The organism is Vibrio sp. Scap24 (assembly GCF_013394185.1).
Classification (GTDB): domain Bacteria; phylum Pseudomonadota; class Gammaproteobacteria; order Enterobacterales; family Vibrionaceae; genus Vibrio; species Vibrio pomeroyi.
Genome location: NZ_CP041332.1, coordinates 671,956 through 689,659, shown reverse-complemented (window position 1 = coordinate 689,659; position 17,704 = coordinate 671,956). Strand labels below are relative to the sequence as shown.

Below are 17,704 nucleotides of genomic sequence, written 5' to 3'. Positions count from 1 at the left end.
TTTTTAAACACATTCTGAGAATATTATGAAACATCGTTACTTGATTGGCCTTATGTGCGGCAGCCTTGCCTCGTTAGCTCACGCTTCTGAAGCTCCTGCGTTAGAAGTTGGTCTAGCCGTTGACCAAGATCTGAGTGCCGTTGTTGAGTTTGACCAGAAATACCGTGTCACCATTGGTAATGACGGCGCTGCATTTGATTACATCTGGAAGCGAGGTCAGTTCGAGACTGAAGCTCCGTTGAGCTGGTACGTCGGCGCGGGTGCTTGGGCTGAATGGAATGACGATTTTGGCTTGCGTTTGCCATTAGGCGTGAAAGTGAATTTCTACGAAGGCTGGAATGCTTACGCACAAGTTCACCCTGAGCTAGACATGTACAAAGGCGTTGAGCTGCAAGTCGGTGGTGCACTGGGTGTGACTTATAAGTTCTAAAATGAACTTACACCGTTTTTATAATGAAAAAGCCAGCATCGAGCTGGCTTTTTCGTTTTATCAGCTACAGTAATTAGAACGTAAAACTCAGTCCGACATTGGCTTGGAATTGATTCATCCAATCAGTATCAAAGCGGATAATACAGTCTTGACCTGTGCTAGGGATGTTACACACACCGGATGTGTCGTTATCAACAACCGTGCCCAACCAACGCACTTGGGTGTTGAGCGCTAAACGCTCGCTGAATTTGTATTCCAAGCCGCCAAAGATAGAGGTCGAGAAGCCATACTTATCTTTCGCCCAGTCAACATCCACGTAAGAAGCACCAAGACCTAATCCAAGGTAGCCAGATAACACAGGCGAAGCCGGGTAGTAGATACTACTTTGCAAGTGCAGGTATTGGATGGAGGAGCTTAGGTTGAGCGTTTCTAGCTCAGAGCTCTGGTTAGAATAGAAAAAGCCGATACGACCTTTATCAAGTGGTGTTTCAATGGCAAAGGTGTAGTTTTCAGACGCTTTCATGTCGTAGGTTTTGCCATCCTGGTCTTCGACACTACCACCGCCGGTATAACCCACCATTGGGGTAATGATGATCTCCGGCGAAGCATACACGCTCGATACAGAGAAAAGCGCGATAAGCGCTATCATATTTGCTTTGTTATTCATGAGTATATCCTTATCCATACACTTACTAATTGTGATGGTTACATCAATATTGTGCGACTAATTTCGACGATTCTTGAAGATACTTCACACACCTGATAGTACTTAAATAGAGACTCGACAAATTAATAATAAGCCAGAGGTGTCTATGGACCATAATCTGAAAAATGCCCTACAAATTACCGTGTTTATTTACATGATCATTCTTTCATTTGGCTTTATTGCGATTGGTAGTTAATACCATCTATTGCGAGGCTGAGTTTTGATACTCAGGGACTAATGAATAGTGGGCTTGTAACTAATATTGATACAGCAATAGACTTGGATTACTACGCTAAGTTTATTGCTGGAAAAACAGCACTGGTCGCTCAAGGTGGCGGACAGAGAAGTATTTTTACTTCAGGTGTGCTGGATGCTTTTCTTCTTTCTAATTTTGACCCCTTCGATGAATTTTTTGGTACCTCTGCGGGTGCCCTTAACCTATGTGCGTACCTTTGCCGCGATAAAGGCCTTGGCCGCTCTTTCGTGCTCGACCTCACCACCTCACCAGAATTCTTCAATATCTTCTCCTATATACGACACAGGAAGAATCTGGGATTAGAGTGGGCCTTAGAACAAATCATGGCTTACCCCTATAAGCTGGATCTCGATTTAGGGCGACAAACCTTAGGCGACAGACATTTCTATGCGGCAGTGACAGATTCTAAAGATCTACGCGATCACTACTTTCCGTTATTGGGAGAAGATTGGTACAAGGTGATGATTGCCACCTGTGCGATTCCTCGTTTGTACAATGATGAGATCTTTATTGGCGATAGTGCTTATGTTGACGGTGGTGTGTCTGCTTGTATCCCAGTTCAAGAAGCCTGGCGTAGGCAAGCTCGCTCTATTGTTGTGATTCGTACTGAACCTGTGGTCGAGGAGGGAGGTGAACTCTTGGTTGAGGCTCCTAATCGCAGCACCGCAGTGAAAGCGCCTAAGCCTATATCAGCGGAAGAGCTGGAATGGTTCAGAGAGTCTTTCGACAGTGTTCAAGATCACTGGCAACAGAAAGTGGAACAATGGAAAACCGATTGGACTTCTTTCTTCCAACAACAAATTATGCGTTCTAAAGAGCAGAAGCGCGATCGTGGACATTTGGATCTGCTCAATGGTGGTCGGTGGTTATTTGGCGCTGACGATATCTACCGCTTAAGTCATTTAATCGGTGATAAATTTGATTCAGGTTTGGCGGACATGTTGATGGTGCATTACCAAACATACTCCTTAACCCAAGATTTTTTAAACTCTCCGCCAGACGACGCGTTTGTGGTACAGATAGCACCTAGCAAACCACTAAAGTCGAGTTCATTAATGAGTGATAAAGAAGACTTGTTGCATGATTACGACCTAGGACTAGAAGCTGGATACCGATTTGTCGAAACCTATACATCAACAAAGAATGCGCGCAATTCACACATACCAAAGTTGGCAACCAGTGCCACGGATAAGTGATATTTGAAATTGGAAAATTAACGAGTGGTTGGCTCACTCTATTCAAAAAGAAAAAGGGTTATTGAACTTGGTTCGATAACCCTTTTTTGTGTGCTTATTAACTTGTTATGTATGTAAACCTCTAGTGTTCAGAGATTAGGTGACAGGTAAGATTCGCATACAGTTGGTTGAGCCCGCGACATCCATAATGTCACCTTGAGTGACGATCACTAAGTCACCAAATTTTAGGTGCCCTGCTTCTTTCAGGCAAGCAAGAGTCGATAGTGCAATATCAAAGCTGTCTTCGGCTTCAGTTTCGAAGTAGATAGGTGTCACGCCTCGGTATAGAGTACAGCGATTTAGCGTTCCTTCGTTACGAGACAGCGCGTAGATAGGCATGTCGGCACTGAGTCGTGACATCATCAAAGCTGTGCGTCCGGACTCAGTAAGCGTCACCACGCCCTTGATGCCTTCCATGTGGTTCGCGGAATAGATAGTTGCCATCGAAACGGTTTCTTCTGCCGTAACAAAGGTTCGGTCAATACGGTAATTCGATTGGTTAATGCCCGCCATCTTTTCAGCACCGATACACACTTCGGCCATGGATTTCACGGTTTCGACAGGGTAATCACCCGCAGCGGTTTCACCTGAAAGCATCACGGCATCGGTACCATCTAATACCGCGTTGGCAACGTCCATCACTTCGGCACGAGTTGGCATTGGTGCGGAGATCATCGACTCCATCATTTGAGTTGCAGTGATTACTGTTCGGTTAAGTGCTCTAGCACGGCGTATAAGCTGTTTTTGTACCCCGACCAACTCTGGGTCACCTATTTCCACTCCGAGGTCACCACGGGCCACCATGACCACATCTGAGGCCATTATGATGTCATCCATGTTCTCCACGGTCGCAACTGTCTCTGCTCGCTCGACTTTAGCCACGAGGTGAGCTTCTAACCCTGCTTCTCGTGCCAATTGGCGAGCATAGTGCATGTCTTCACCGTTACGTGGGAAAGAGACAGCTAGGTAATCGACTTGAATCTGAGCGGCGGTGACGATGTCTCGTTTGTCTTTGTCGGTCAGTGCCTCTGCAGAAAGGCCACCACCTTTTTTGTTGATGCCTTTGTTATTTGAGAGTGGGCCGCCAATGATGACTTCGGTATGAACGCGACAACCTTCGACTTTGGTTACTTTGAGTTGAACACGACCATCGTCAAGCAACAGGATATCGCCGGCGGATACGTCGTTAGGCAGTTCTTTATAATCAAGGCCAACAGCTTCTTGGTTACCTTCGCCTAAACCTAGGCTGCTATCGAGAGTGAACAGGTCGCCTACGGCAAGTTGGATTTTGCCATCTTTAAATGTCGACACACGAATCTTGGGACCTTGTAAGTCTCCGAGAATGGCGATTTGAGTGCCGAGTCTTTTTGCTATCGCTCTGACTTTTTCTGCGCGCTGGATATGGTCGTCGCTGCTGCCGTGAGAAAAGTTCATACGGACGATATTGGCACCGGCTTTGATGATTTCTTCAAGCACGTTGCCTTTATCTGTTGAAGGGCCTAGCGTTGTGACGATTTTCGTTTTTCTTAATTCGGCTGTCATGAATACTCCTAGAGTGAGACCAAGTAATCTTTTACAAGACTGAATTAAGTATATGCATTAATTGATAATTTATTGGGAGCTAGGAGGATATTTCTTGATTTGCCTCTAATTATTGAATTCAGGACTCAAGCGCGATGTTTTTTTATGAAAATTAAGTCTCGATTTATCGATGTGGGTGTTAATTTTCCTCGAACTATTTGACTCGATACACAAAGATTCATGTATATACGTGATACTGGTCACGGCGATATACCAAGTGACTTCACAATTACTTCGCAAAGTAAAAAAATTACCTCGTTGATGATTTCTGGAGCGTAAAATGTACATGGCTCAACCGGGCCATATTGATCATATCAAACAGGTCAATGCTGGTCGTGTATATAAACTAATTGACCTTAAAGGTCCTATTTCTCGTATCGATCTGTCCAAGCAAAGTGAGTTGGCTCCGGCGAGTATTACTAAAATTACCCGTGAACTCATTGAAGCTCACCTTATTCACGAAACCACGGTTCAAGAAGCCACGACTCGTGGGCGTCCTGCTGTCGGTCTGCAAACCAATAACGAAGGTTGGCAATTTTTGTCGATGCGTCTTGGTCGTGGTTACCTCACGATAGCGCTCCATGAATTGGGCGGCGATGTGCTTATCGATACCAAAATTGATATTCACGAACGTGATCAAGATGATGTGCTTGCACGTCTTCTCCATGAAATCGATGAGTTCTTCCAAACCTATGCCGAGCAACTCGACAGGGTAACGAGCATTGCCATCACACTGCCAGGTCTGGTGAATTCAGAGCAAGGTATTGTGTTGCAAATGCCGCATTACAACGTTGAAAACTTAGCGTTGGGTCCGGAGATCTACAAAGAAACCGGTCTACCAGTCTTTATTGCCAATGACACCCGAGCCTGGGCACTAGCAGAAAAGCTGTTTGGTAACTCACAAGACAACGACAACTCTGTTCTTATCTCGATTCACCATGGTTTAGGTGCCGGGATCATTCTTGATGGCCGCGTTCTTCAAGGGCGTCACGGTAACATCGGTGAACTGGGTCATATCCAGATCGATAAAGAGGGCAAGCTTTGCCATTGTGGTAACCGAGGCTGTTTAGAAACGGTCGCGAGTTCACAGGCGATCCGTGAGCAAGTGAAAGAGCGATTAGCCAATGGTGAAGAATCAACGCTGACTGTGTTTGAGGATGTTACGATTGAGCAAATCTGTGCTGCTGCGGCTGATGGCGACCCTCTGGCTGTTGAAGTGATTGAACAGTTAGGTCGTTACTTAGGCTCTGCGATTGCTATTGTGATTAATCTGTTTAACCCAGAGAAAATCTTGGTCGGTGGTGTTATTAATCAGGCTAAGAGCGTGTTGTACCCTGCGATTCAAAAGTGTATCGAAGAGCAGAGTTTATCGGTTTACCATCAAGACTTAGAGCTGGTGGAATCTCGATTCTATAAGCAGGCAACCATGCCAGGCGCTGCACTTATTAAGCAGGCCTTGTATGACGGTCAGCTGTTAATGAAAGTTATTGAAGGCTAACTCTTTTTCTCTTCTTTTAGCCTTACCCCAAATCTTTCCATGTACTTAAGCTTTGTATAACATCATTTGTTGTACTTAGTTTAAGCATTCTGTGCATTAGCGCTTTGCTTTAACCCATTGAAGTAGGCTATTGTAGCCACAGTTATTATTTGTCACTAAGGTGTTGTATGTCTGGCGTTTTAAATTCGGTTGATCAGAGAACCAAGCTAGTCGGTGAAAACCGTCTGGAACTCTTATTATTCAGCTTAAATAGTCGTCAACTATTTGCGATTAACGTATTTAAAGTGAAAGAAGTCCTAAAAGTGCCTGTACTTACTCGCTTACCGGGCTCTCACCACCACATTACCGGTGTTGCTTCTTTACGTGGTGAATCGGTGCCTGTGATTGATCTGCGCAGTGCGATTGGCTTTCCACCGTCACGTGCAGAGGCTCAGGAGAGCAACCTGATCATTACTGAATACAACCGAACCGTACAAGGTTTCTTGGTTGGGCAAGTGCGTAATATCGTCAATACGACATGGACTGAAATCCAGCCGCCACCAAAGACTACGGGTCGTGCAAACTACCTAACGGCTATCACGCATATTCAAGAAGAAGAGCAGCACAAAATCGTTGAGATCATCGATGTTGAAAAAGTGCTAGCAGAGATCATCGATTACGATGTGTCGATCTCTGAAGGTGTGTTAGATGAGCAGTTAGCCAACGAAATGATTGGCCGAAACGTGCTTATCGTTGATGACTCTTCAACCGCACGTAACCAGATTAAAGGCACTTTATCGCAGCTCGGTTTAAACATTATTGAGTGTTGCGATGGCTTAGAAGCACTGAACCTACTTAAGGGTTGGTGTGATGAAGGCAAAGACATCAATCAAGAGATTTTGTTGATGATCACCGATGCCGAAATGCCTGAAATGGACGGTTATAAACTGACTCACGAAGTACGTACTGACCCAAGAATGCATGACCTATTTATTACGCTAAATACTTCATTAAGCGGAAGTTTTAATGAGGCTATGGTCGAGAAAGTAGGGTGTAACCGCTTTATTTCTAAGTTCCAACCGGATCTCTTAGTTGAAGTGACTCAAGAGCGAATGCGCCAACTTTTATAATTAATACTGCTGTACGGTTTGTTTTGAGTGACCTGATAGAAAACGTTTGCTAATATTGATGCAGCATATTAATCGACACGAAATATGCCCACTACTAACGTAACTTTTCATGCACAATCTAAGGTAGTTCCTCTTAATGATATGGTTAACGTCTAAAGTCGTTATGACTTTGAGCTTATTACTATATAGGGAATTTAAGAAAAGACGTACGGAAGCTGACGTTGAGGTATAACTCAACAATTTGAAATGAAGGGAAGCTGATGCTTCCCTTTTTCGTTTCTAGCGTTTCTAGCGTTTCTAGCGTTTCTAGCGTTTCTAGCCTTTCAGTGTTTATGGGGGGCGATTTGAATCGCTAATGAAAATCTCGTGACTTGGTTTTCAACCCAACAATCTCATCGGTAATATCGATGAGCTTCCCGGCAATCACATGTACCACTTCCCCTTCTTTTTCTAATATTCCCTGTACCTTTAACGCCTTGGCTGTGAGATAAGCTTGCTGTTGAGCGCGTGCTGTGGCGCCCCATACCACCACGTTGATATTGCCAGTGCTGTCCTCCAGTGTGACAAAGGTGACACCTGCCGCAGTACCCGGTGATTGCTTACCTGTAACTAGCCCGACAACGGTGACCATGGATTTGTGCCTTTGCTGTATCAAGTCTTTCATATGAGTAAATCGGCCTAATCGATTCGCTTCTTCTAGTAAGGTGATAGGGTGCTTATTTAATGAAATCCCGACACTGGTGAAGTCCTCAAGTAAATCCTGCATCTCGTTGGGTTTGTGCAGTGTGTGTTTGCCATGACCACTCTCAGTGTCGTCATCGACTTGGCTAAACAGAGGTAGATCAGAAGCGGAATCCATTATTGCCCAGCGCGTCTGAAAGCGGTCTCCCGAAACGTTGTGCAGCGCGTTGGCTGATGCGAGTAGCTCTATGTCCTTCTTATTCATCGATAGCTGCTTTACTTGGCTAGGATGGCGATAACCGGAATGTGGGCGGTTAGCAAGTACGCTCTGAATACCGTGTTCACTCAAGCCTTTGATTTGTCGCAGCCCTAATCGAATCGCTAGATCATTCTGATGAGAGACAACCGTGTGGTCGTTTTGAGAAGCGTTCACACATACCGGAAGTATCGTCACATTGTGTCGCTGCGCATCTTGAACCAACTGCGATGGACTATAAAAGCCCATGGGTTGGCTATTCAACAAAGAAGCATAGAAGCACTCTGGGTAGTAGCATTTCAACCAAGCTGAACAATAGGCTAATACCGCAAATGAAGCCGAGTGGCTTTCAGGGAAACCGTATTCACCAAAGCCACATATCTGTTTAAAAATCTGTTCGGCAAACTCGGTTTCGTAGCCTCGCTTTTGCATGCCTTCGATGAGCTTGGTTTTGAACTTAAAGACGTTGCCATTTTTTTTCCAAGCGGCCATTGCGCGTCTGAGCTGATCCGCCTCACCCCCTGTGAAGCCTGCAGCCACCATCGCGAGCTTAATCACTTGTTCTTGAAATATCGGTACGCCTAAAGTGCGCGAGAGTACCGATTCAACATCCTTAGATGGATAGCTGATTGGCTCGATACCATCGCGACGCTTTAAGAATGGGTGCACCATATCACCTTGAATTGGTCCTGGGCGCACGATCGCGATTTGAATCACTAGGTCGTAATAAGTTCTCGGCTTAAGCCTTGGCAACATGCTCATTTGCGCGCGTGACTCAATTTGGAATATACCGACGGTGTCTGCTCGCTGAATCATGCCGTAAACCTGAGGATCGTCCTTAAGCCGAGTGATCTCTGCGATCGTTAACGAGCGGCCATGAATACGCTTGATCAGGTCGAAGCATTTTCTAATCGCAGACAACATACCCAATGCGAGTACATCAACTTTAAGCAGCCCCAAGGTTTCAAGATCATCTTTATCCCATTGAATAATAGTGCGATCGTGCATGGCAGCGTTCTCGACTGGAACCAATTCATACAAAGGCCCAGAAGAGATCACAAAGCCGCCCACATGCTGAGACAGGTGACGTGGAAAGCCGATAATTTCATTCACCAAATGGATAAACTGCTGACCTTTCAAAGAGTCTGGTTGTAGCCCTAATTGAGTGAGTTGAGCCTGCCAACCTAGGCTCTTGTCTCTTCGATTGGTGTTCTTAATGAAGTAATCAAGTTGGGTTTCTTGCAGTCCCAATGCTTTTCCGACATCCCTTACCGCGCTTTTAAAGCGATAAGAAATGACCGTAGCAGCAAGCGCAGCACGTTCTCGACCGTATTTTTTGTAGATGTATTGGATGACATCTTCACGGCGTTCGTGTTCAAAGTCGACATCAATATCAGGCGGCTCATCACGCTCTTTACTGATGAAGCGCTCAAACAGTACCGAGATTTGTCTTGGGTCGACAGAGGTGATCTCTAGGCAATAACAGACCACTGAATTAGCCGCTGACCCTCGACCTTGGTAAAGAATGCCTTGGCTTTTAGCAAACATCACGATGTCGTGGATCGTGAGAAAAAAGAAAGGGTAGTCGAGCTCGCCAATCAGCCCTAGCTCTTTATCTATGATCTGTTGGATGTCATGAGGGACACCTTGTGGAAAGCGAGCCTTTTTTCCTTTCTCGACCAACATACGCAGATAACTCATGGGTGTCTCACCTTGAGGAATCAGCTCACTTGGGTATTCGTAACGTAGGCTACCTAAATCAAATTCACACAGCTCAGAAATTCGGTTGCTCTCTTCCAGCCACTCAGCTTTGAATATATGAGAGAGCTTATTGATGCTTCGTAAACAGCGCTCGGCATTCGCCAGTAAGTGACAACCAACTTCGGTCACTGATTTTTGATATTTAATCGCGGTGAGTGAGTGTTGTAAGGGTAAGCGATTAGCATTGTGCATTAACACGCCACCACAAGCTGTAATCGGCAATTGATGATGTTGTGACAGCTCCACACAGTAATCGATGTACTGTTGATCGGTTTGTTTTAGGTGTCGTTGTAAGCCGATCCACAATCGACCGGAATGATGTTGAGAAAGCCACTGTCCCCAATGTGCGTCTTCATTTTTCTGCTGAGGTAACCAAAGAATGAAGCAGTGCTTAGCCGACATTATATCCCACTCAGAGAGCTGATAATGTCCTTTGCTGCTACGACGTCTCGCATTGGTAATAATACGGCACAGCTCGGCATAGGCTTGTCTGTTTGGGCATAACAAGACTAATTGGCACTCGTCATTTAGCCAAAACATGCTCCCTACAATCTGCTTGAGTGACAGTTTGTGTTGCTTGATTGCAGAGTGAACCTTCACGATGCCCGCGACTGAGCACTCATCAGTAACCGCGAGTGCTTTGTAACGTAAGAAGTCGGCCTGTAAAACCAGCTCTTCCGCGTGTGAAGCCCCTTCAAGGAAGGAGTAATTACTTTGACAGAAAAGCTCTGAGTATTGCTGAGACATAACGTAATCTCACTTAGCCATTGCGAATGAACATGATTGAAAAGGGACGTTTTAATGAAACAAGTGGTAAGAGCGATTTACCAAACTGTTTTACTGACTAACTGAACAAGCCGTGTAAGAACCACTGTTTGTCGGGCGTTCTGAATATCCATAGCCATCGACCGTTTTCACTGTGAGCAATAAAGTAGTCACGAATGATTTTTTCGCCATCCCACCACCCAGAAACAATCCGCTCAGGGCCTTGGGATAAGGTGACGTTCTCGGTTAAGGCTTCTGGTTCTGGCAGTAAAATACTGGGCCTGAGTCGCTGCTGAGCTATGTTGAGAGTTGGTGCTGTTTGTTCCACGACCTCAAAGGTGGCTTGTTTCTTTGCTACGTTTTTACTCAGGGTTGGAAGCGAATAGCGATTAGCTTTTTCTGGCCTAGGGTCCTGCTGTATTTTCGGCGTTTGAATGCAGGCCTGTCCAAGCTTCGCCTGTAACAATGAAAGTAGGTCTAACGCAGCAAGTGTTCCGGTATTTCCATCAAAAAGGTCATGGTAGGCCATTTGTGGTTCACCATGACGAGTTAACGAGAGAGTGAGCCCTTGAACGGGGGCTGTGATCTTGAGTGACTCTAAGGTGAGATGCGTTAGGTTCGCCCATTTACTGGCAAGGTAATCTCCCTGCGCCGAATAGAAAGAGACATGGTGATCGTCTTTATCCCTAAGATGCAGAATTAACGTTAACTCAAAAGCCACTCGGTCACGTAGCTTCAAAAAGCATTCCAGTTGATTCAATAATTTCAGCAGTGGCTTTTCGATAAACAGGATGTTTTCAATATCAAACAACAGCTCCAGATATTGCTGGAAGCTTTCTGGTGGATGATAGAAATCAATTGGGTGCTTGAACTGCCCATTAAGGCGACCAACATAATTGACCAAGTCGATATCAAAGCGACGTGCGACTTCTTGCAAAGGCAGTTTCAATAGCTCTTCAACGATATTAATGCCGACACGATTTAAGCGTTCAACTTGCTTAGGCGGCAGCTCACTAGAACTTAGAGCTTGCTGATTAACCCAAGCCTTCATGTGTTGAACATTGTTCGTTGCTTGGTTGATCGCTTGCTTGCCCAAAAGGATCGCAGAAAGCGGTGAGTAACCCGTGGCAAAGCTGAACTGGATGTTGAGTGCTTCTAAATGGTTTTTGAGTTCATGCCAATAGTTATCTAGTCCGTCATAGAGTGACAGCATGTTAGAGGCTTTAATCAACAAACCATTAGGCGGCAATAACGCCATATCAGAAGTGACCAGATACGCCCATTGAGCTATCTCTTTCAGCTTATTTTTCTCTAGCTCAATACTGTAAGGGTGGACGTGTAAGTTATGGCAAAGCGCCGCCGCAGACCCTAGACCCATGCCCAGTGTAATACCTGAGTCCAATGCGGCTTGGTTAGCTTGCAGCACACGATGATCTTTTTCATCCACGATGATAATAGGTTGCTCGTATGATTCTTCGTTCGAACCCAATTCATTAGAGTTAAATAAGGTATCCAACTGCAGAGATGGAAAGTGCAGATAAAGCCACAGCATGCGCTAACCTTGCTTCGCAATAGGGAAGGCCAACACAGTATTATCTGACAGGTTGTGATGTGAACTGTCGATGCTGATGACTTTTTCTGTTAGTAACGGCCAATTTGGGGTCATGTCGAGAATAAAGCTGCCATACGACCAGCTACCTTTTCTTTTCGTCACCTCAACCTTTAAACCCTGCGCGTGAGAAGAGAGCTTCATGCTTAAAGAAACGGGCAGAGATAACTGATTATGGCTGGTGGCTTTAAAGTGAAATTGCAGGCACTTGCCCGTTTCACTTGCGGCTTGTAGGCGTTTGGTTTGGTGGATTTCGAGATCGGCTCCCCATAACAATACAGAATGACAAGCACCGCTCTTGAGGCATTGCTCGGCTGCCCATAATGCATCGAGGTCGCGTTGAGGCTCGATTACTAAGATGTTATCGAGTTCAATCCCTTGGCTGCTAAAAAACTCGGCACAGATCTTCCCTGGCGGGTTAATGAATATGGCTAGCTTCTGTGAGTTTTGCTGAGCTAAATAGGGCGTAAGCAGGCGCAGTTCGCCAATCCCTTGTTGTGATTCAACTTCAATAACGCCGTGTGTCGGAAAGCCACCATCAAGCTGTTTATCCAATTGCGGATAGCCTGTCGAAGTGGTACGTCCTTGCGTTGTTGATTGTAGTCCTTTCCAGATTAGCTGGCGGTCTTGTAAGTTTTTTATGAGTTCATGCATAATTAAATACCTGTATATTTATACAGTATATTTAACAATGAAAAAGATGCAAAGCAAAATGATGAAAATCAGAGGAAGTAAGTGCTAGTTGATTGATTTAGATACAAAAAAAGCCGCGATTAAAGCGGCTTCTTGTTATTGGTTATAATATCAACTACTTAGGTTGAGCGTCGATACATTGACCATTAATGTCTGTCACACTTGGGTTCATTAAGTGTAGGTACAGTGGGATGATGTCCAGTGGCGTTTTCAGCTTGTTAGCATCTTCACCTGGGTACGCTTTTGCACGCATACGTGTTTGAGTGCCGCCCGGATTGATCGCGTTAACACGGATGTTTGTGTCTTCAAGCTCATCCGCTAAGATCTGCATCATACCTTCGGTAGCAAACTTAGAAATTGCGTAAGTGCCCCAGAATGCACGGCCAGAGTGACCAACGGTAGAAGAGGTGAATACGATACGACCCGCTTCCGCTTTCTTTAGTGCAGGTAAAAGTGCTTGAGTCATCAAGAACTCAGACTTCACATTGATCTGCATAACATCATCAAAGGTCTCTTCATCAATCTGCTCAAACGGGCTCAGGGTACCGAGAACGCCAGCGTTATGAAGTAGGCCGTCTAAACGACCGAACTGCGATTCAATGGTTTCAGCCATATCAATGTAGTTCTGTTTTGTCGCGCCTTTTAAATCCAGTGGGATAATCGCAGGCTGCGGGTAACCAGCACTTTCGATTTCATCGTAAATGAATTCTAGGTTTTTTACATTGCGACCTAACAGGATGACAGTTGCGCCATGTTGAGCGAAGCTTAGTGCGGCTTGGCGACCAATGCCAGCACCGGCACCTGTAACCAAAATTACTTTATCTTTGAGGGCATCTGTAGAGATTGGGTAATCCACTGTGCTTATCCTTCTTTCTTTTATTATGTTCGTCATTCCATTGATGTTTAATCACACAGATAACCGCAGGAATGATGAGAAATTCTTGGTAATCGTGACAAGATGGTTACAATACACTAATTCATACAATAGGGGATATGACATTGGAATTTTTGTTGGACTACGGCTTGTTTTTAGCCAAGATTGCGACCGTTGTAATCGCCATCATTGCAATTTTAGTCATTGCTAAATCTGTGGGTGGAAAATCAAGCGCGATTAAAGGTGAGCTGGAAATCACGAACCTATCTGAACATCATAAACAGACGATTGAACAATTAGAGCACCATCTACACGATGATGCTTTCATCAAAGCCCGTGATAAAGCAGAAAAGAAAGCGGAAAAAGAGAAAGTAAAATCACGCGGTAAAGAAGTGAAGAAAGCAGCGAAAGAGGGTGAGCTCGATAGCAAGCGTGAACCACACCTGTTCGTTCTTGATTTTAACGGCAGCATTGATGCAAAAGAAGTGGCTTCATTACGTGAAGAGGTAACGGCGGTTCTGGCTGTGGCTCGTGAAGGCGATGAAGTATTGCTGAAACTTGAATCTGGCGGTGGCATGGTCCACGGATACGGTTTGGCGTCTTCTCAACTTGATCGTATCAAAGCGGCAGGCCTGCCTTTGACTATCTCGGTAGACAAAGTAGCAGCAAGCGGCGGTTACATGATGGCATGTATCGCAGACAAAATTGTGTCGGCACCTTTCGCTATCGTTGGCTCTATTGGCGTTATTGCTCAACTACCAAACTTCAATAAACTGCTTAAAAAGCACGACATTGAGTTTGAACAGTTAACTGCGGGTGAGTACAAACGCACTCTAACCATGTTTGGTGAGAACAGCGATAAAGCACGTGAGAAATTCAAAGAAGAGCTAGAAGAGACACACGGCTTATTCAAAGACTTCATTCGAGACCACCGTCCAGCACTAGACCTTGATAAGGTTGCAACGGGTGAGCACTGGTTTGGTACGCAAGCACATGAACTTGGGCTGGTGGATGAGATCCGTACTTCTGATGACCTAGTTGTTGAAGCATGCAAAGACAAGACAGTGCTAGCGATTCACTATGTACAGAAGAAAAAGCTATCGGACAAGCTAGCTGGCGTGGCAGGTAAATCTGCAGACAGCGTGCTGATGAAGCTGATTGAACGCGGTCAAAAGCCGATTGTTTAAGCTTATTTAGTTTTAGTTCTAGGTAGAGTACCTCACGTCTATTAAAAGACGTTTTAGCCTTGAAAAGAAAGCGCATAAGTCTGATGACTTATGCGCTTTTTTATTGCTCCACTTCCGAGCGGGTGACCACTATGTTGTAGGGGGAGCGGAGTTTTATACCCATTATCTACTTACTATGATGGATATTAAATCTTGGCTCCATAGTCATTGCGTTTCGGACAAGTAGTCAGGATTTCTCGATGACCTGTGTCTTTAAGCTCCTCAAGAATTACGTCAAAGCCCCACAAGCGATAAAGATGCTTCATTACTTCGTCGTAGCCTTTATCAAGCGGGATACGGTCATGAGGCACATATTGCAGCGTCATTGAACGGTCACCACGAACATCAACGTTAAATACCTGAATATTCGGTTCAAGGTTGCTGAGGTTGTATTGCGCGGCGAGCTTTTCACGGATCAGGCGATAGCCCGGGTCATCGTGTATAGCACTCACTTCAATGGTGTTCTTTCTGTCATCATCAAGCACAGAAAACAGCTTAAAGTCACGAATGATCTTTGGAGAAAGGTATTGGCTAATAAAGCTTTCATCTTTGAAGTTGTGCATTGCAAAGTGCACCGCTTCTAACCAATCACTTCCGGCGAGTTCAGGGAACCACTCTTTGTCTTCATCGGTTGGCTCTTCACAGATACGTCGAATGTCTCTAAACATCGCAAAGCCAAGTGCGTAAGGGTTTATCCCACTAAAGTAAGGGCTGTTGTAAGCAGGTTGCGCGACTACACTGGTATGGCTGTGTAGGAACTCTAAGATGAACTTGTCACTCACCAAACCTTCGTCGTAAAGGTGATTTAGAATGGTGTAGTGCCAGAAGGTTGCCCAACCTTCATTCATCACTTGCGTTTGTTTCTGAGGATAGAAGTACTGGCTCACCTTGCGAACAATACGAACACACTCACGTTGCCAAGGTTCAAGCAGTGGGGCGTTCTTCTCAATAAAGTAGAGAATATTTTCTTGAGGCTCGCTAGGGAAGCGGATTTTAGTCTCTTCTTCCTTACTTTTGTTTTGAGGAACCGTTCTCCAAAGCTCGTTCACTTGAGACTGAAGATAAGCTTCACGCTCTTCTTGGCGAGCGGTTTCCTCCGCGATGGAGATCTTTTCTGGGCGTTTATATCTGTCTACGCCGTAATTCATTAACGCATGACAAGAATCAAGCAGTTGCTCAACTTCAGCCACACCATACTTCTCTTCACAATCATTGATGTACTTTTTCGCGAACAGTAAGTAATCGATGATGGAGCTTGCATCTGTCCAAGTTTGGAATAGGTAGTTGCCCTTAAAGAAAGAATTATGGCCGTAACAAGCATGCGCCATTACCAGTGCCTGCATCGTTACCGTGTTCTCTTCCATCAGATAAGCGATACACGGATCGGAGTTGATCACGATTTCGTACGCTAGTCCCATCTGACCGTGTTTGTAGTTTTGTTCGGTTTGAATGAACTTCTTACCAAATGACCAGTGATTGTAATTGATCGGCATACCAATACTGGAGTAGGCATCCATCATCTGCTCTGAGGTAATCACTTCAATCTGGTTTGGATAAGTGTCTAAACGGTAATGCTGCGCCACGCGCTTAATTTCCACGTGATATTGCTCTAAGAGGTTGAACGTCCAATCTGGACCATCAGGCAGCATCTTGTCGTTTTTCTTTTGTGCAGCTTTGTCTTTCTCTGCAACGTTTGATTTCGCTGTCATGGCAAGCCCCCTTACGCTGTCTCTTTCTGGAACAGTTCTCTAAACACAGGAAAGATATCATCCACCGTTTTTATGTTTTTCATTGCGAAGTTGTCGAAGCTCGTTTCTAACTTCTCATACTCGTGCCAAAGCGTTTGGTGAGAGCGGCGTGTGATTTCGATATAAGAGTAATACTGACAAGTTGGCAGAAGCGTGTTGACCAACAGCTCTTTACAACGAGGCGAGTCATCAGCCCAGTTATCACCATCAGATGCTTGTGCCGCATAGATATTCCACTCATTAGCTGGGTAACGGTCTGCGACAATTTCTTTCATTAATTTCAGTGCACTAGAAACGATGGTACCGCCCGTCTCTTGCGAGTAGAAGAACTCATGTTCGTCCACTTCTTTTGCTTGAGTATGGTGACGAATAAACACCACATCGACGTTCTCATAGGTACGATTGAGGAACAAGTAAAGCAGTACGTAGAAGCGTTTTGCGATGTCTTTGGTCGCTTGATCCATTGAGCCGGACACATCCATCAAACAGAACATTACCGCTTGGCTAGATGGAATAGGGCGCTTCTCATAGTTTTTAAAACGTAAGTCGAAGGTATCAATGAATGGCACGTTTTCAATTTTTTTGCGTAGCTCGGCAATCTCTTCTTTTAAGCGACTCTCTTCAAAGGGTTGTGCCGGTTCCGTCATTTTAACTTGGTCAAGTTGCTCCATCAGTAGGTTAAGCTCGCGCTTTTTACCTGCTGTCATCGCGGTTCTACGAGCAAGAGATTGCTGCAGTGAACGGACAATAGCGATGTTGGATGGAATCCCCGCACTTTGATAACCAGAGCGGTGTGTTTTCCATTCGGTGATTTTGTTGACCTGATTTTTCTCTAGATTAGGCAGAGCTAAATCTTCAAAGAGAATATCAAGATACTCATCTTTTGAAATTTGGAAGGTAAATTCATCTTGGCCTTCGCCATCAGGGCTTGCATCACCTTGGCCTGAACCACCACCTTGACCGCCACCTTTAGGGCGCTCAATTTTATCACCAGTGATGAACTGATCATTACCAGGGTGAACGCGTTCTCTTACGCCGCCTTGACCTTGATGAAAGCTTGGCTCTTTGATGTCTTTATGAGGAATAGTGACGTCCTCACCGGTTTCAGTATTGGTGATTGAGCGTCGGTTGACTGCATCGGCCACAGATTCTTTGATTTGCTCTTTATGGCGTCGTAAGAATCGCTGTCTATTTACAGCACTCTTATTTTTGCCATTGAGCCTCCGATCGATAAATTGTGCCATAAGAACTCCCTCTCAGCTGATGTCACGATCCT

At 45.0% G+C, this 17,704-nt stretch carries 14 protein-coding genes; 6 read left to right on the top strand and 8 right to left on the bottom strand.

Annotated features, from left to right (window positions below):
- The first annotated feature begins 25 nt into the window (after positions 1–25).
- Positions 26–430 carry a hypothetical protein gene (locus FLM53_RS02715; protein ID WP_132761978.1) on the top strand — a complete coding sequence of 135 codons (405 nt, stop codon included), beginning with the start codon at positions 26–28 and terminating at the stop codon, positions 428–430.
- A 73-nt stretch (positions 431–503) separates the two neighbouring features.
- Here FLM53_RS02715 and FLM53_RS02710 read toward each other — a convergent pair whose 3' ends face one another.
- Entirely contained in the window at positions 504–1,097 is a 594-nt protein-coding gene (locus FLM53_RS02710; RefSeq protein ID WP_176680169.1) for an outer membrane beta-barrel protein, read from the bottom strand.
- A 145-nt stretch (positions 1,098–1,242) separates the two neighbouring features.
- Here FLM53_RS02710 and FLM53_RS02705 point away from each other — a divergent pair, with 145 nt between their 5' ends.
- Both FLM53_RS02705 and FLM53_RS02700 read left to right on the top strand, forming a co-directional pair.
- Positions 1,243–1,332: a YnhF family membrane protein gene (locus FLM53_RS02705; protein WP_100214626.1), complete on the top strand. Its 90-nt coding sequence runs from the start codon at positions 1,243–1,245 to the stop codon at positions 1,330–1,332.
- 41 nt (positions 1,333–1,373) lie between these two features.
- Positions 1,374–2,588, top strand: coding sequence for a patatin family protein (locus FLM53_RS02700; protein WP_176680168.1), 1,215 nt, complete (start codon positions 1,374–1,376; stop codon positions 2,586–2,588).
- Between the two features lie 135 nt (positions 2,589–2,723).
- On the opposite strand, the gene pyk is transcribed toward FLM53_RS02700, so the two are convergent.
- Positions 2,724–4,169 carry a pyruvate kinase gene (gene pyk / locus FLM53_RS02695; protein ID WP_176680167.1) on the bottom strand — a complete coding sequence of 482 codons (1,446 nt, stop codon included), beginning with the start codon at positions 4,167–4,169 and terminating at the stop codon, positions 2,724–2,726.
- Between the two features lie 319 nt (positions 4,170–4,488).
- Between pyk and FLM53_RS02690 the strand changes: the two genes are divergently transcribed.
- Complete coding sequence (locus FLM53_RS02690; RefSeq protein WP_017632359.1) at positions 4,489–5,706, top strand: ROK family protein; 1,218 nt, start codon at positions 4,489–4,491, stop codon at positions 5,704–5,706.
- A gap of 167 nt (positions 5,707–5,873) precedes the next feature.
- On the top strand, positions 5,874–6,815 hold the full coding sequence (locus tag FLM53_RS02685; protein ID WP_176680166.1) for a chemotaxis protein CheV: 942 nt from the start codon (positions 5,874–5,876) through the stop codon (positions 6,813–6,815).
- 352 nt (positions 6,816–7,167) lie between these two features.
- Here FLM53_RS02685 and FLM53_RS02680 read toward each other — a convergent pair whose 3' ends face one another.
- The 4 genes from FLM53_RS02680 to FLM53_RS02665 all read right to left on the bottom strand — a co-directional run bounded on the left by FLM53_RS02680 (position 7,168) and on the right by FLM53_RS02665 (position 13,436).
- Positions 7,168–10,260 carry an error-prone DNA polymerase gene (locus FLM53_RS02680; protein ID WP_176680165.1) on the bottom strand — a complete coding sequence of 1,031 codons (3,093 nt, stop codon included), beginning with the start codon at positions 10,258–10,260 and terminating at the stop codon, positions 7,168–7,170.
- Positions 10,261–10,357: 97 nt separating this feature from the next.
- Complete coding sequence (locus tag FLM53_RS02675; protein WP_176680164.1) at positions 10,358–11,830, bottom strand: DNA polymerase Y family protein; 1,473 nt, start codon at positions 11,828–11,830, stop codon at positions 10,358–10,360.
- A gap of 3 nt (positions 11,831–11,833) precedes the next feature.
- Positions 11,834–12,541, bottom strand: coding sequence for a translesion DNA synthesis-associated protein ImuA (gene imuA / locus FLM53_RS02670; RefSeq protein WP_176680163.1), 708 nt, complete (start codon positions 12,539–12,541; stop codon positions 11,834–11,836).
- A 154-nt stretch (positions 12,542–12,695) separates the two neighbouring features.
- Positions 12,696–13,436 (bottom strand): YciK family oxidoreductase, encoded by a 741-nt coding sequence (locus FLM53_RS02665; RefSeq protein ID WP_017629695.1) that lies wholly within the window; start codon positions 13,434–13,436, stop codon positions 12,696–12,698.
- Positions 13,437–13,579: 143 nt separating this feature from the next.
- Here FLM53_RS02665 and sohB point away from each other — a divergent pair, with 143 nt between their 5' ends.
- Positions 13,580–14,641, top strand: a complete 1,062-nt coding sequence (gene sohB, locus FLM53_RS02660) for a protease SohB (protein WP_004737399.1) — start codon at positions 13,580–13,582, stop codon at positions 14,639–14,641.
- A gap of 185 nt (positions 14,642–14,826) precedes the next feature.
- Here sohB and FLM53_RS02655 read toward each other — a convergent pair whose 3' ends face one another.
- Together FLM53_RS02655 and FLM53_RS02650 are read right to left on the bottom strand one after the other, a co-directional pair.
- The gene (locus FLM53_RS02655) at positions 14,827–16,389 is read right to left on the bottom strand and encodes a SpoVR family protein (protein WP_176680162.1); all 1,563 of its coding nucleotides are present in this window, start codon (positions 16,387–16,389) and stop codon (positions 14,827–14,829) included.
- Positions 16,390–16,400: 11 nt separating this feature from the next.
- Positions 16,401–17,672 carry a YeaH/YhbH family protein gene (locus tag FLM53_RS02650; RefSeq protein WP_176680161.1) on the bottom strand — a complete coding sequence of 424 codons (1,272 nt, stop codon included), beginning with the start codon at positions 17,670–17,672 and terminating at the stop codon, positions 16,401–16,403.
- Between the last annotated feature and the right edge of the window lie 32 nt (positions 17,673–17,704).

Excerpts from the sequence above, each read along its gene's own strand:
- FLM53_RS02715 (WP_132761978.1), top strand. The coding sequence starts at position 26 with ATGAAACATCGTTACTTGATTGGCCTTATGTGCGGCAGCCTTGCCTCG.
- FLM53_RS02710 (WP_176680169.1), bottom strand. The coding sequence starts at position 1,097 with ATGAATAACAAAGCAAATATGATAGCGCTTATCGCGCTTTTCTCTGTA.
- FLM53_RS02705 (WP_100214626.1), top strand. The coding sequence starts at position 1,243 with ATGGACCATAATCTGAAAAATGCCCTACAAATTACCGTGTTTATTTAC.
- FLM53_RS02700 (WP_176680168.1), top strand. The coding sequence starts at position 1,374 with ATGAATAGTGGGCTTGTAACTAATATTGATACAGCAATAGACTTGGAT.
- pyk (WP_176680167.1), bottom strand. The coding sequence starts at position 4,169 with ATGACAGCCGAATTAAGAAAAACGAAAATCGTCACAACGCTAGGCCCT.
- FLM53_RS02690 (WP_017632359.1), top strand. The coding sequence starts at position 4,489 with ATGTACATGGCTCAACCGGGCCATATTGATCATATCAAACAGGTCAAT.
- FLM53_RS02685 (WP_176680166.1), top strand. The coding sequence starts at position 5,874 with ATGTCTGGCGTTTTAAATTCGGTTGATCAGAGAACCAAGCTAGTCGGT.
- FLM53_RS02680 (WP_176680165.1), bottom strand. The coding sequence starts at position 10,260 with ATGTCTCAGCAATACTCAGAGCTTTTCTGTCAAAGTAATTACTCCTTC.
- FLM53_RS02675 (WP_176680164.1), bottom strand. The coding sequence starts at position 11,830 with ATGCTGTGGCTTTATCTGCACTTTCCATCTCTGCAGTTGGATACCTTA.
- imuA (WP_176680163.1), bottom strand. The coding sequence starts at position 12,541 with ATGCATGAACTCATAAAAAACTTACAAGACCGCCAGCTAATCTGGAAA.
- FLM53_RS02655 (WP_176680162.1), bottom strand. The coding sequence starts at position 16,389 with ATGACAGCGAAATCAAACGTTGCAGAGAAAGACAAAGCTGCACAAAAG.
- FLM53_RS02650 (WP_176680161.1), bottom strand. The coding sequence starts at position 17,672 with ATGGCACAATTTATCGATCGGAGGCTCAATGGCAAAAATAAGAGTGCT.